The organism is Pseudomonas sp. R1-43-08, from assembly GCF_003852255.1.
In the GTDB taxonomy this organism is placed as follows: domain Bacteria; phylum Pseudomonadota; class Gammaproteobacteria; order Pseudomonadales; family Pseudomonadaceae; genus Aquipseudomonas.
Genome location: NZ_CP027734.1, coordinates 1,087,799 through 1,102,310, shown reverse-complemented (window position 1 = coordinate 1,102,310; position 14,512 = coordinate 1,087,799). Strand labels below are relative to the sequence as shown.

Below are 14,512 nucleotides of genomic sequence, written 5' to 3'. Positions count from 1 at the left end.
ACCCATGACAGGAAAAAGCACTTTGACGCTTTTTTGAAGTTTATTTTTCAGGATGACGAATAGCACTAGCCGAGTGCCAGGCAGGCCGTTAAAGTCGGAAGTCCGCCTGCTGCGAAATGTCGCAGCAAATCACCCCGAAAATGCCTCTCGTCCAACAGGGCCGGGCACTTCAGCGAAACGCCTCGCGGCAGTCCTGCCAACCCAGGCCACTCTGCGCCGTTGCCTGTAACAGCAGCGGCAATGCCAACCGCGCCTTGTCCTGGGTGTCATGAAACACAATCACCCCTTTGCGCCACAACAGCATCAGCGTCAGCACCCGTTGCGCCGATTCCTCGGCCTTGAGCTTGCCCGGATCGTCCTGGGAGTCGATGTCCCACAACGCCACCTGCAGACCTTGCGCCTGAAAGAATCCCTGGCTGTCCGCACGGCGCTGCCCGTAAGGCGGCCGGAACAGCGGCACATAATTTTCCGGCAGCAGGTTCTGCACCAAAGATGCGCTGCGGATGATCGAGTCTTGCCAGTCGACCCAGTGGCTGTGGGAGCGATATTGCCAGCCCTGGCTGCCCACGCACTGGCCCTGGTACAGCGCCTGCACATCGGCGGCCGAGCTGCGTTCCACACGGGTTTGCAGGCTGCTGCCGAGGGCGAAGAAGGTGGCGTTCATCTTTTGCTGGCGCAGGTAGTCGGCGAGCCAGTCGGTATTACCGCTGACCGGCGCCGGGCCGCCGTCGAAGGTCAGCAGGAACATCCGGTCATTAAGCTCGTCACCATTGCGTTCATGATCACCGAAGCGCGCGACTTCGCTGCTGATCTGCGGCAGCAGCGCGGCCTTGCGCAGCAGTTCGTCCAGATAGCGCCCATGGAACTGCCGGCTGGGGGCGGCCCAGCCTATATAGAAAGAGTTGTCACTGACTTCGAATTTGCCGGCCTGCTCGCGCAGGTCGTCCATGTTTTCCACCAGGTAGCAGAACGAGGCGTCTTGCTCACAGCTCTGCTGGGCAAACGTATAGTTCTCCAGCAAACGCTGCCAAAGCTGGCGGCGCAGGTCGTCGATGGCCGCCAGGTTGATGATCTTAAGCCCCAGGCGTTGCTTGAGCGCAGTTTCGTCCTGGGCTTCGCTGAGGATCAAGCCATGGGCAAACATCAGGATTTCTGCACGCGAGGCCACATCGAACAGCGCCGGGCTGCCGAGTTTTTCCGGCCAGGTGCCACGGTCGAGGCTGGCGACATCAACCGGCGCGGCCTGCACATTCAGGCACCACAGGCACGCCGTCACAAAAAGCGCTAATCGCACTTGGGGTCTCCCTCTCCAGAGTTGCCGGCCATCATAGCGGATCGCGCCTATCGCCATCATAGGTGGAGTCAAACCGCCCCAACCCCTAGAATCGCGCCCACGCTACACGCCACGACTTCTGGAGCCAACTTCATGCTGATGGTGATTTCCCCCGCCAAGACCCTCGATTTCGAGTCAAAGCCGGTAACCCCGCGCTTCACCCAGCCGCAGTACCTCGACCATTCCCAAGAACTGATCGAGCAACTGCGCGAACTCAGCCCGGCGCAGATCAGTGAGTTGATGCACGTGTCCGACAAGATCGGTGGCCTCAACGCCGCCCGCTTCGGCAGCTGGACGCCCGCTTTCACGCCGGCCAATGCCAAACAGGCGCTGCTGGCGTTCAAGGGCGACGTATACACCGGCCTCAACGCCGAAACCTTCAGCGACGCCGACTTCAGTTACGCCCAGGATCACCTGCGCATGCTCTCCGGCCTGTACGGCCTGCTGCGCCCGCTGGACCTGATGATGCCGTATCGCCTGGAGATGGGCACCAAACTCGCCAACGCCCGTGGCAAGGACCTCTATGCCTTCTGGGGCACGCGCATCAGCGAGTGGCTCAATGAGGCGCTGGCCGAACAGGGCGACGATGTGCTGCTCAACCTGGCGTCCAACGAGTATTTCTCGGCGGTCAAGCGCACGGCCCTGAACGCACGGGTCATCAATACCGAGTTCAAGGACCTGAAGAACGGCCAGTACAAGATCATCAGCTTTTACGCGAAAAAAGCCCGGGGCATGATGAGCCGGTTTGTGATTCAAGAGCGGATCAACGACCCGGCCAGGCTCAAGCAGTTCGATGCACAGGGTTATCGCTTCAATGCGGAGCAGTCCAAGCCGGACAACCTGGTGTTTTTACGCGATCACGCACCGGAATAAGGCCAGCCAGGCACTGAATTACAAATGTGGGAGGGGGCTTGCTCCCGATGGCGGAGTGTCAGTCACTGAAGTAATGACTGATCCACCGCTATCGGGAGCAAGCCCCCTCCCACATTTTGTTCTGTATTCCAAATGAGAATCGCCATTTATTTGGCGTCAGAAAAACACCCAGACACAACTCTAACAATTTCTTCACTCGACACTCGTCGGTTTTTTTCGTAGTGGCACCACTTTTTTTAAACAGTAGTGGCACAAAACTATCTCAACGTGCCAACTCCCCACAACTACTGGCCTAAATAGCAAGTGCTATCACTATAGTACCAGTGCCATCTTCTCTAATATTTCAAAAAATTTCCGGAAACAGGATGAGCGGCCAGGAACTTCATCCTGAAGCACCGCTCATACCACCGGTAACGAAATTCTCTGCTGCTGTAAGAGATGACTTACATAACGACCAACGGAAGTAGTCAAGTTGTCACAGAACACTTTGACTCTATGGTCACAACATCAACTGATCGAGTTAAGGGTGGCGATAAGTACGCATTGCTATCCCCTACAGGCCAAGGCAGCGCCTGACCTAAATGAGCCGTGCATGCACTCAAGGCATTGATAAAAAAGGCGTTTTGCCTGCATCAAAACCTTGCAGCACCGGCGCCGGAGCCTTCCTCCAAGGGAGCCCGGCTGCATTTCAGGGCAAGCCCCAATAATAAGGCCTGGTCGCGCACAACTTGAGTGCAATAGTTAGTCACTCGTTATTCAACATGCCTGCACGCGGTAAGTCGGCGTCTATTCGCCCAACTTTCGCGGCATCAGTGACGCTTGCAAACATGAACTCCGGCCATCTAATGGCATGATTTAAATACAGAGGTAATTGCGATGCGCATCAGCATATTTGGTTTGGGTTACGTTGGCGCAGTGTGTGCCGGTTGCCTGTCTGCCCGTGGCCACGAAGTGGTCGGCGTAGACATCTCCAAGGAAAAGATCGACCTGATCAACGCCGGCAAATCGCCGATCGTTGAACCGGGTCTGGGCGAGCTGTTGAGCCAGGGTATCCAGACGGGCCGGCTGCGTGGCACTACCAACTTCGCCGAAGCCATTCGCGATACCGACCTGTCGATGATTTGCGTCGGCACGCCGAGCAAGAAAAACGGCGACCTGGAACTCAACTACATCGAATCGGTATGCCGCGAGATCGGCTTTGTCCTGCGTGACAAGACCACCCGCCACACCATCGTGGTGCGCAGCACCGTACTGCCCGGCACCGTGGCCAACGTGGTGATCCCGATCCTCGAAGACTGCTCCGGCAAGAAAGCCGGCGTCGACTTCGGCGTTGCGGTCAACCCGGAATTCCTGCGCGAATCCACCGCCATCGCGGACTACGACCAGCCGCCAATGACCGTTATCGGCGAATTCGACACAGCCTCCGGCGATGTCCTGCAGTCGCTGTACGAAGAACTCGACGCGCCGATCATCCGCAAGGACATCGCTGTCGCCGAGATGATCAAGTACACCTGCAACGTGTGGCACGCCACCAAAGTCACCTTCGCCAATGAAATCGGCAACATCGCCAAGGCCGTCGGCGTCGATGGCCGTGAAGTGATGGACGTGGTCTGCCAGGACAAGACCCTCAACCTGTCCCAGTACTACATGCGCCCAGGCTTCGCGTTCGGCGGCTCGTGCCTGCCAAAAGACGTGCGCGCCCTGACCTACCGCGCCGGTTCCCTGGACGTGGAAGCGCCGCTGCTCAACTCGCTGATGCGCAGTAACGAGTCCCAGGTGCAGAACGCCTTCGACATCGTTTCCAGCCACGACAAACGCAAAGTCGCCCTGCTGGGCCTGAGCTTCAAGGCCGGTACCGATGACCTGCGCGAAAGCCCATTGGTGGAACTGGCGGAAATGCTGATCGGCAAGGGTTACGACCTGAGCATCTACGACAGCAACGTCGAATACGCCCGCGTACACGGTGCGAACAAGGACTACATCGAAGGCAAGATCCCGCACGTGTCGTCCCTGCTCAACTCGGACTTCGACGCTGTGATCAACAACTCCGACGTGATCATCCTGGGTAACCGCGACGAGAAATTCCGTGCCCTGGCGCACAACGCCCCGGACGGCAAGCAAGTGGTCGACCTGGTGGGCTTCATGTCCAAGGCCACCAGCGTAAGCGGCCGTACCGAAGGTATTTGCTGGTAACAGCAACGGCAAGTTTCAGGCTGCAAGTGTCTTTATCCCCAGCGCTTGCAGCCTGAAACCTCCTCTCCTTGCGGATGACGCTTATGTCCAAGTTAAAACATGTATTCCTGCAAGCCGCCGGTTGGCTGTTGTTCCTCAGCCTGCTGATGGGACTCGCCCTGGCGTTGCCGGCGAGCACCTTCGATTCGCAATCGAAGAACTTTATTTTCCTGATTGGCGCCGTCGGTATCTGGCGCTACTCGATGGGTGCAACGCATTTCTTTCGCGGCATGCTGTTCCTCTACGTGGTCTACCCGCACCTGCGCCGCAAAGTGCGCAAGCTGGGCAAGGCCGCCGACCCATCCCATGTGTTCCTGATGGTCACCAGTTTCCGTATCGACGCGCTGACCACCGCGCAGGTCTACAGCTCGGTGATTCGCGAAGCCATCGAATGTGGCTTCCCTACCACCGTGGTCTGCTCGCTGGTGGAAATGTCTGATGAGCTGCTGGTCAAGAGCCTGTGGGAAAAACTCAACCCGCCGGATCACGTCAAACTCGACTTCGTGCGCATCGCCGGCACCGGCAAGCGTGACGGCCTGGCCTTCGGTTTTCGCGCCATCTCGCGCCACCTGCCGGATGACCGCGCCGTGGTGGCCGTGATCGATGGCGACACCGTGCTCGCCGAGGGCGTGGTGCGCAAGACCGTGCCGTGGTTCCAGTTGTTCGGCAATGTCGGCGGCCTGACCACCAACGAGTTCTGCGAAGTGCGCGGCGGCTACATCATGAGCGAATGGCACAAACTGCGCTTCGCCCAACGCCACATCAACATGTGCTCCATGGCCCTGTCCAAGCGCGTGCTGACCATGACCGGGCGGATGTCGGTGTTCCGCGCCAGCGTGGTGACCGACCCAGGCTTTATCGCCGACGTGGAAAGCGACTCGCTGCAACACTGGCGCCTGGGGCGCTTCAAGTTCCTGACCGGCGACGATAAATCCAGCTGGTTCAGCCTGATGCGCCTGGGCTACGACACCTTCTACGTGCCCGATGCCGCGATCAATACCGTGGAGCACCCGCCGGAAAAGAGCTTCATCAAGGCCAGCCGCAAACTGATGTTCCGCTGGTACGGCAACAACCTGCGCCAGAACTCTCGCGCCCTGGGCCTGGGTGTACGCCGCCTCGGTCTGTTCACCAGCGTGGTGCTGTTCGACCAGCGCGTGTCGATGTGGACCTCCCTGCTCGGCCTGACCGTGGCGATCATCGCTACCTTCAAGTACGGCGGCGCCTTCATCCTCGCGTACCTGCTGTGGATCGGCATCACCCGCCTGATTCTCACCCTGTTGCTGTCGTGCTCAGGCCACAAGATCGGCCCGGCCTACCCGCTGATTCTCTATTACAACCAGATCATGGGCGCGTTGGTGAAGATCTACGTGTTCTTCCGCCTTGATCAACAGTCCTGGACCCGCCAGGACACCAAACTGACCCGCGATTTGGCCAGCTTTCAACGTTGGTTCAACACCTGGTCGTCTCGGACCATGACCTTCTCCGCCGGCAGCATCTTCGTTGCCGTGTTGCTGATGATGGTCTGACCCTGCCAAGCCTGAATTAACTAGGAAATCGAACATTATGAACAGCCAAGTAAACGCCAACGTTGTCCACGAATCCGAAGCCCAGCGCCAGCACGCCCGGGTAAAAATCCCGGCCAAGCTGCGCTTTTTCAACAGCGACCGCACGCCGACCGAGGCCAAGGTCATCGACCTGTCCGCCGGCGGCCTGGCGTTCACCGCCACCCAGCCGCTCACCGTCGGCCAGGTGCACAAGGGTCGTTTGCAATTCGTCATCGATAACCTCGGCCTGGCGATGGACGTGGAGCTGCAGATTCGCTCCTACGACCGCCAGACCGGCCGCACCGGTTGCCAGTTCCAGAACCTCGATGCCCAGGACATTTCCACCCTGCGCCACCTGATCACCTCGCACCTGTCGGGCGACATCGTGACCATGGGCGACGTGCTCGCCACCCTGCAACGCGACAACTTCACCAAGGCGCGCAAGGTCAAGGACGGCGGCAGCGGCATGACCGCGTTCGGGCGCCTGCGCGCCGTGACGTTCAGCCTGGCGATCTTCCTGGTGGGCCTGGCGGCCTTCGGTTTTGTCTTCAAGTCGCTGTACGGCATGTACTTTGTCAGCCACGCCCAGGCCGGGCTTGTCAGCGTGCCGGGCATGAACGTGACCATGCCGCGCGACGGCACCGTGCAAAGCCTGCTCAAAGGTGACGCGGTAGCGGCCAAAGGCGCGCCACTGGCCACCTTCAGCACCAGCATGCTCGATGTACTCAAGGGCCACCTGGACGAAGACCAACTGCAACCGGCCAAGGTCGAAGAGCTGTTCGGCAAGCAAATGACCGGCACCCTGACCTCGCCGTGTGATTGCGTGGTCGCCCAGCAATTGGTCGCCGACGGCCAGTACGCCAGCAAGGGTGATGTGATCTTCCAACTGGTGCCACGCGGCAGCCAGGCCAACGTGGAAGCACGCTTCAGCTATCGCCAGTTCGGTGATGTGCGCCCAGGTACGCCGGTGAGCTTCCAGGTCGCCGACGAAGAACAGGTGCGCACCGGCACCATCGTCAGCAGCACCAGCCTGAACAGCGCCGACCTGTCTTCGGACATCCGCGTGCAGATCAAGCCTGACGCCCCGCTGGACAGCACCTATGCCGGCCGCCCGGTAGAAGTCACCAGCGACCGTGGCCCTTCGCTGAACTGGCTGATCGATAAAGCCATGGCTCACGGTCTGTAAGCGAGGACATGCCTGTGAACCCTATTTCAAGAACAACACAATCCCTGTGGGAGCGGGCTTGTTGTGGCGAGGGAGCTTGCTCCCGCTCGACAGCGCAGCTGGAGCCGGCTCTTGGGGGCGCTTCGCACCCCAGCGGGAGCAAGCTCCCTCGCCACAAACGCCGGTCCCACATGGGTTCGGTGGCGTTGCTGGCGATTGCGGTGAGCCTGGCCGGTTGTGCCGGCCTGCCTGACCAACGCCTGGCCAACGAAGCATTGAAACGCGGCGACACCGTCACCGCGCAACAGAATTACCAACAACTGGCCGACCTGGGCTACAGCGAGGCCCAAGTGGGCCTGGCCGACATCCAGGTAGGCACCCGTGACCCGGCGCAAATCAAACAGGCCGAAGCCACTTACCGTGCTGCGGCGGATACCTCGCCCCGCGCCCAGGCACGCCTTGGCCGCCTGCTGGTGGCCAAGCCCGGCGCCACCGAAGCCGAGCACCACGAAGCTGAAAGCCTGCTGAAAAAAGCCTTTGCCAATGGCGAAGGCAACACCCTGATCCCGTTGGCGATGCTGTACCTGCAATACCCGCACAGCTTCCCCAACGTGAATGCCCAGCAGCAGATCAGCAAATGGCAAGCGGCGGGTTATCCAGAGGCCGGCCTGGCCCAGGTGCTGCTGTACCGCACCCAGGGCACCTACGACCAGCATCTGGATGATGTGGAGCGCATCTGCAAAGCCGCGCTGAACACCACCGATATCTGCTACGTCGAGCTGGCCACGGTCTATCAGAAAAAAGCCCAGCCGGAACAACAGGCCGAACTGCTCAAGCAGATGGAAGCAGGCTACAGCCGTGGCACCGTCACCGCCCAACGTGTCGACAGCGTCGCCCGTGTGCTGGGCGATGCCACCCTCGGCACGCCGGACGAGAAAACCGCCCAGGCCCTGCTGGAAAAAATCGCCCCTGGCTACCCGGCGTCCTGGGTCAGCCTGGCGCAACTGCTCTACGACTTCCCCGAACTGGGCGACGTCGACCAGATGATGAAGTACCTCGACAACGGCCGTGCCGCCGACCAGCCGCGCGCAGAATTGCTCTTGGGCAAGCTCTACTACGAAGGCAAGTGGGTGCCGGCCGACGCCAAGGCCGCCGAAGCCCATTTCGAAAAAGCCGTGGGCCGTGAAGTGGCCGCCGATTACTACCTCGGCCAGATTTACCGCCGTGGCTACCTGGGCAAGGTCTATCCGCAAAAAGCCCTGGACCACCTGCTGACCGCTGCGCGCAACGGCCAGAACAGCGCCGACTTCGCCATTGCCCAACTGTTTTCCCAAGGCAAGGGCACCAAGCCCGACCCGCTGAACGCCTATGTCTTCAGCCAGCTGGCCAAGGCCCAGGACACGCCAGAGGCCAATGAGCTGGCCACCCAGCTTGAGGCCCCGCTGACGCCTGAGCAACGCGCCGAAGGCCAACGCCTGGTGCAGCAGGAACTGGCCGCCCGCGGCACCCTGGCCCAAAGCACGCTGCAACTGCACGCCCTGCAAGAAGAAGACGGCGAGGAATCCCTATGAAGCTCAACCCATTCGTCAAGGCCGGCATCGGCCTGTCCTTCGCCCTGCTGTGGTCGTGCCCGACCCTGGCCGCGCTGACCGAAGCCAAGAACTTCGGCCTGGAAGTCAAAGCCACCGCGCAGTCCGAAGACGATCGCGACCTGGGTACCCAGAAAGGCGGCGACGTCAACGGCATCGGCCTCGACCTGCGCCCGTGGATCTACGCCGAAAGCGGCGCGTGGAGCGCCTACGCCATGGGCCAGGCGGTGGTTTCCAGCGACATCATCGAGACCGACACCCTGCAGCAGTCGGCGGATGACACCACCGAACAATCGAGCAACGACGACCGCAAGGCCAAGAAGAACTACCTGGCCCTGCGCGAGTTCTGGGTCGGCTACAGCGGCTTCACGCCCTACCCCGGCGAGCTCCTCAAGTTCGGTCGCCAGCGCCTGCGCAATGACGACGGCCAATGGCGCGACACCAATATCGAAGCGCTGAACTGGACCTTCGACACCACCCTGCTCAAGGCCAATGTCGGCGCCGCCGAGCGTTTCAGCGAATACCGCACCGACCTCAAGGAACTGTCGCCCAAGGACAAGGACCGCCAGCACTTCTACGCTGACGCCGCCTACCAGTGGACGCCGGGCCAGTGGATCGGCCTGCGCGGCCACCACACCCATGACGACGGCAAGCTCGACTACGCCGAACCGGGCGTGGCCAGCGACCCGTTGGACAAGCGCGAAAACGGCGACCTGACCTGGCTCGGCATCGAAGCCAACAGCGACGCCTATAACTGGCGCAACACCAACACCGTCAACTACTGGGCGAGCATCACCGGCATGCGCGGCGACCGCGACACGGTCAACGCCTTGAGCGCCGACGGCACCCGCCCGACCAACGCCAAGCGCAGCGATGACGTGAGCGGCTGGGCCACCGATATCGGCGTGCGCCTGCGCCTCGACCCGCAGTGGCAAGTGGGTGCAGCCTATTCGCGCGCCAGTGCCGAATACGAACAGAACGGCCTGCAAAGCAACCGTTCGAACTGGACCGGTACCCAGTCCCGCGTGCATCGCTTCGGCGAAGCGTTTCGCGGCGAGATGAACAACATGCAGTCCATGAGCCTGTTCGGTTCCTGGCAACTGCGCGAGGACTACGACGCCAGCCTGGTGTACCACAAGTTCTGGCGCGTCGACGGCAACAAGCCGGTGGGCAGCAACGGCATCGATGCGGTGCAGAACAACACCGATGACGTGACCGGCGCAATCCTGTCCAGCACGTCCCTGCCCCTTGAAGACGGCAAGAAAGACCTGGGCCAGGAGATGGACCTGGTCGTCACCAAGTACTTCAAGAAAGGCCTGTTGCCGGCCGCGCTCAGCCAGTCGATCGACGAGCCGTCGGCGCTGGTGCGCCTGCGCGCCGGCGTGTTCAAACCGGGCGATGCCTATGGTAGCCAGGTCGACTCGTACATGCACCGCGCCTTTGTCGACGTGATCTGGAAATTCTGATGGGAGCCTGCGCAATGAATGCTCAAAGCCTACTCGTCGCGGCAATGCTGGTGACCAGTGCCCCAGCGTTCGCCGATACGGCGGCCAAGGCGCCGACCATCGCCAAGGAACTGCAACAGGCCAAGACCTACACCATTTCCAGCCCGCCGACCGCGCCGCTGGAAATGGCCAAGCCGGCGCTGCCCGATCTGTCGGGCTACACCGCTGCGGCCATGGAAAAGAAAATCGTCAAGACCAAGGCGGGCAAGGTCAGCATCCGTCGCATGATGCAGGAAGACGCCCTCAAGGACTTTATCGGCGGCGATAACAAGATGGCCGAATGGGTGGTGCGCCAGCACGGCATTCCCCAGGCGATCTTTGTCGACGATGGCTACATGAACCTCAAGGACTTGCTGGGCAAGGTGCCCAAGCAGTACTTCAGCGAGACGTCGCCGGGTGTGTTCCTGGCCAAATTGCCAATCGTGGTCGGCCGTAAAGGCATCCTCGATATCGACAAGCAGACCCAGGAGTTGCGCCTGTCCCAGCAAGCCGGTTCGTTTTTGATCAACGACGGCCAACTGTTCGTGCGTGACACCAAGGTCACCGGCTGGGATGAAAAAACCAACGGCCCGGCGCTGTTCAAGTCGCCCAAGGAATTCCGCCCGTTCCTGCTGGCCTGGGGCGGCACCGAGACCTACATTTCCAAGACCAAGATGGCCAGCTTCGGCTACGCCAACAGTAAGTCGTACGGGGTGAGTATTTCCCAGTACACGCCGAACATGGCCAAGGTGCTCAAGCGTCCTGAACCGACCGGCTGGATCATCGATTCCGAGTTCTCGGACATGTGGTACGGCTTCTACTGCTACGAAACCACGGGCTTTGTGATCAAGGGCAATACCTACAAAGACAACATCGTCTACGGCATTGACCCCATGACCGTTCCCACGGCCTGATCATCGCTGACAACACCGTGTACGGCACCAAGAAGAAGCACGGCATCATCATTTCCCGGGAAGTGAACGACAGCTTCATCTTCAACAACCGCAGCTATGACAACAAGCTCTCGGGCCTGGTGATCGACCGTAACAGCGTGAACAACCTGATCGCCGACAACGAGATCTACCGCAACCACACCGACGGCATCACCCTCTATGAGAGCGGTGACAACCTGTTGTGGGGCAACAAGGTGATCAGCAACCGTCGCCACGGCATCCGCATACGTAACAGCGTGAACATCAAGCTGTACGAAAACACCGCCATGGCCAACGGCCTGACCGGTGTGTACGGCCACATCAAGGATCTGACCGACACCGACCGCGACATCGCCCTTGACCCGTTCGACGCCAAGGTCTCGCTGATCGTGGTCGGCGGTGAACTGGCGGGCAACGGCAGCGGGCCGTTGTCCATCGACTCGCCGCTGAGTATCGAGTTGTACCGCGTGTCGATGCTGGCGCCGACCAAATCCAGCGGCATCAGCTTCTCCGGCGTTCTTGGCGAGCGCCAGGAAGAGATTCTCGACCTGCTGGTACGCCAGCAGAAAGCCGTGCTGATCGACCCTGTCGAACGCCAGACCGAAATGCAGGACTGAGGATGACCCTTATGCACCCACACATGATCAAATTGCTGAGCCTCTCGGGTCTGACCCTCGGCCTGCTTGCGGCCAGCCAGGGCGTGCGCGCCGACGAGGTGAAAGCACCGACGTTCACCGCCGAGCCGTGCTGCAGCCTGTGCCCGGCGGCCCATGACGCGAAGAACTACACCACGCGCTACCAGCAGAACTTCACCACCCTGGTGCAAGCCCAGGGCGACTGGCTGTTCCGGACCCAGGAAGACCTGCGTACCGAATTCGACACCACCCCGGCCGGCTACAAGCGCATGCAGCAGTTGCACGATGCGTTCAAAGCCAAGGGCGTGGAACTGGTGGTGGTCTACCAGCCGACCCGTGGCCTGGTGAACCGCAACAAGCTCAACCCCGAGGAAAAGGCCAAGTACGATTTCGACAAGGCCCTGACCAACTACAAGACCATGCTCGGCCGTTTCGCCAAGATGGGCTACGTGGTGCCGGACCTCTCGCCGCTGACCAACGAGCAGTTGCCGGATGAACTGCCGGCCCACGACTTTTACTTCCGTGGCGACCAGCACTGGACCCCTTACGGCGCCCAGCGCACCGCGAAAATCGTGGCGGCCAAGGTCAAGCAGATGCCGCAATACGCGGAAATTCCCAAGCGCGAATTCGAGACCAAGCGCTCGGGCCGCATGGGCAAGACCGGCACCCTGCACAACATGGCCGGGCAGCTGTGCGGCACCAGCTATGCGATCCAGTACATGGACCAATTCACCACCGAGCCCAAGGGCGAAGCCGGTGACGGCGACCTGTTCAGCGATTCGGGCAACCCCCAGATCACCCTGGTGGGCACCAGCCACAGCGGCAAGAACTACAACTTCGCCGGCTTCCTGCAGGAGGAAATCGGTGCCGACATCCTCAACGTCGCCTTCCCCGGCGGTGGCCTGGAAGGCTCGATGATCCAGTACCTGGGCAGCGAAGAGTTCCAGAAAAACCCGCCAAAGATCCTGATCTGGGAATTCTCGCCGCTGTACCGTCTCGATCAGGAAACCATCTACCGCCAGATGATGGCGCTGCTCGACAACGGCTGTGAGGGCAAGACCGCGCAGATGTCGGCCAGCACCACGCTCAAACCAGGCAAAAACGAACTGATGGTCAACAGCGCGAACAAAGACCTGCGCAACGCCAACCATCAGGTCGATATCCGCTTCGCCGATCCGTCGGTGAAAACCTTGCAAGCCACCCTCTGGTACATGAACGGGCGCCACGAGGACATCAAGATCGAAAAACCCGAGACATCCGATACAGACGGGCGTTTCGCCTTTGAATTGCGCACCGATGAAGACTGGGCCTCGCAGAACTTGCTGGCCGTGGAAGTGCAGGGCCCGGAAAAGGGTGCTGCGGCGCAGAAGGTCGAAGCGAAAATTTGCACACGCAACGTATTCCCAAGCGGTGGTCAGCAGACCGCCCAACTCGGGAAGTGAGGTTACTTATGCAAAAGTTATTGCTGCCCACCCTGCTAGGCCTGGCGATGTTTGCCGGCTCCGTCAACGCCGCCGCACCCCTGCGGCCGCCCCAGGGCTATTTCGCACCGATCGAAGCGTTCAAGACCGGCGACTTCAAGGAAAACTGCGACGCCATGCCGACACCCTACACCGGGCCTCTGCAATTTCGCAGCAAGTACGAAGGCTCCGACAAGGCGCGTTCGACCCTGAACGTGCAATCGGAACAGGCCTTTCGCGACAGCACCGCCGACATCACCAAGCTGGAAAAAGACACCAGCAAGCGCGTGATGCAGTTCATGCGCGACGGTCGTCCGCAGCAACTTGAATGCACGCTGAACTGGCTGGTGTCGTGGGCCAAGGCCGACGCCTTGATGTCCAAGGACTTCAACCACACCGGCAAGTCCATGCGCAAGTGGGCGCTGGGCAGCATGGCCTCGGCCTATGTGCGCTTGAAGTTTTCCGACTCGCACCCGCTGGCCAACCATCAGCAGGAATCGCAACTGATCGAGGCCTGGTTCAACAAGCTGGCCGATCAAGTGGTAAGCGACTGGGACAACCTGCCGCTGGAAAAAACCAACAACCACTCGTACTGGGCCGCCTGGTCGGTGATGGCAACGTCCATCGCCACTAACCGTCGCGACCTGTTCGATTGGGCTGTCAAGGAATACAAGGTCGGGGTGAACCAGGTCGACGACCAAGGCTTCCTGCCCAACGAATTGAAGCGTCAGCAACGGGCTTTGTCGTATCACAACTACGCCCTGCCGCCGCTGTCGATGATCGCAAGCTTTGCCCTGGTCAACGGTGTGGACCTGCGCCAGGAAAACAACAGTGCGCTCAAGCGCCTGGGCGACAAGGTACTGGCCGGGGTGAAAGACCCGGACATCTTCGAACAGAAGAACGGCAAGGAGCAGGACATGAAGGATTTGAAGCAGGCGATGAAATTCGCCTGGCTTGAGCCGTTCTGCACCCTCTACACCTGCGCCCCGGATGTGCTCGAACGCAAGCATGGCATGCAGCCATTCAAGACGTTCCGCCTGGGGGGTGACCTGACCAAGGTCTACGACCCGACGCACGAAAAAGGCAACAAAGGCAGCTAGTCGCTGATCGTTCCCACGCACTGCGTGGGAATGCAGCACGGGACGCTCTGCGTCCCAAAGCGTGACGCAGAGCGTCACAAGAGGCATTCCCACGCAGTGCGTGGGAACGATCAAAGCCTCCCCCGAAATCGTGGGGGGGTTTGGGGGGCTCTGGCCCTTGACTGT

Annotated in this window: 9 protein-coding genes and 1 pseudogene; 9 read left to right on the top strand and 1 reads right to left on the bottom strand. The window is 60.5% G+C overall.

Annotation, left to right across the window (positions count from 1 at the left end; genetic code table 11):
• Positions 1 to 169: 169 nt before the first annotated feature.
• Positions 170 to 1,294, bottom strand: a complete 1,125-nt coding sequence (locus C4J87_RS04880; protein WP_124365908.1) for a polysaccharide deacetylase family protein — start codon at positions 1,292 to 1,294, stop codon at positions 170 to 172.
• A 132-nt stretch (positions 1,295 to 1,426) separates the two neighbouring features.
• On the opposite strand from C4J87_RS04880, the gene yaaA reads away from it, so the two are divergent.
• From yaaA to C4J87_RS04830, 9 genes and pseudogenes are all read left to right on the top strand, one after another.
• Positions 1,427 to 2,206 (top strand): peroxide stress protein YaaA, encoded by a 780-nt coding sequence (gene yaaA, locus C4J87_RS04875; protein WP_124365907.1) that lies wholly within the window; start codon positions 1,427 to 1,429, stop codon positions 2,204 to 2,206.
• 876 nt (positions 2,207 to 3,082) lie between these two features.
• Positions 3,083 to 4,399, top strand: a complete 1,317-nt coding sequence (locus C4J87_RS04870; protein WP_124365906.1) for a nucleotide sugar dehydrogenase — start codon at positions 3,083 to 3,085, stop codon at positions 4,397 to 4,399.
• 83 nt (positions 4,400 to 4,482) lie between these two features.
• Positions 4,483 to 5,964: a mannuronan synthase gene (alg8, locus tag C4J87_RS04865; RefSeq protein ID WP_164484512.1), complete on the top strand. Its 1,482-nt coding sequence runs from the start codon at positions 4,483 to 4,485 to the stop codon at positions 5,962 to 5,964.
• Between the two features lie 37 nt (positions 5,965 to 6,001).
• The gene (locus C4J87_RS04855) at positions 6,002 to 7,168 is read left to right on the top strand and encodes an alginate biosynthesis protein Alg44 (protein ID WP_124365905.1); all 1,167 of its coding nucleotides are present in this window, start codon (positions 6,002 to 6,004) and stop codon (positions 7,166 to 7,168) included.
• Positions 7,169 to 7,338: 170 nt separating this feature from the next.
• On the top strand, positions 7,339 to 8,718 hold the full coding sequence (gene algK / locus C4J87_RS04850; RefSeq protein ID WP_124365904.1) for an alginate biosynthesis TPR repeat lipoprotein AlgK: 1,380 nt from the start codon (positions 7,339 to 7,341) through the stop codon (positions 8,716 to 8,718).
• A complete protein-coding gene (locus C4J87_RS04845) occupies positions 8,715 to 10,202 on the top strand; it encodes an alginate export family protein (protein WP_124365903.1) in 1,488 nt (495 codons plus the stop codon). The genes algK and C4J87_RS04845 overlap by 4 nt, the downstream gene beginning before the upstream one ends.
• Positions 10,202 to 11,769 (top strand): annotated as a pseudogene (algG, locus tag C4J87_RS04840) (mannuronan 5-epimerase AlgG). Before C4J87_RS04845 ends, algG begins: the two are co-directional and overlap by 1 nt.
• Before the next feature lie 11 nt (positions 11,770 to 11,780).
• Positions 11,781 to 13,229, top strand: a complete 1,449-nt coding sequence (locus tag C4J87_RS04835; protein ID WP_124365902.1) for an alginate O-acetyltransferase — start codon at positions 11,781 to 11,783, stop codon at positions 13,227 to 13,229.
• 8 nt (positions 13,230 to 13,237) lie between these two features.
• Positions 13,238 to 14,347 carry a mannuronate-specific alginate lyase gene (locus C4J87_RS04830; RefSeq protein WP_124361387.1) on the top strand — a complete coding sequence of 370 codons (1,110 nt, stop codon included), beginning with the start codon at positions 13,238 to 13,240 and terminating at the stop codon, positions 14,345 to 14,347.
• The last annotated feature ends 165 nt before the right edge of the window (positions 14,348 to 14,512 follow it).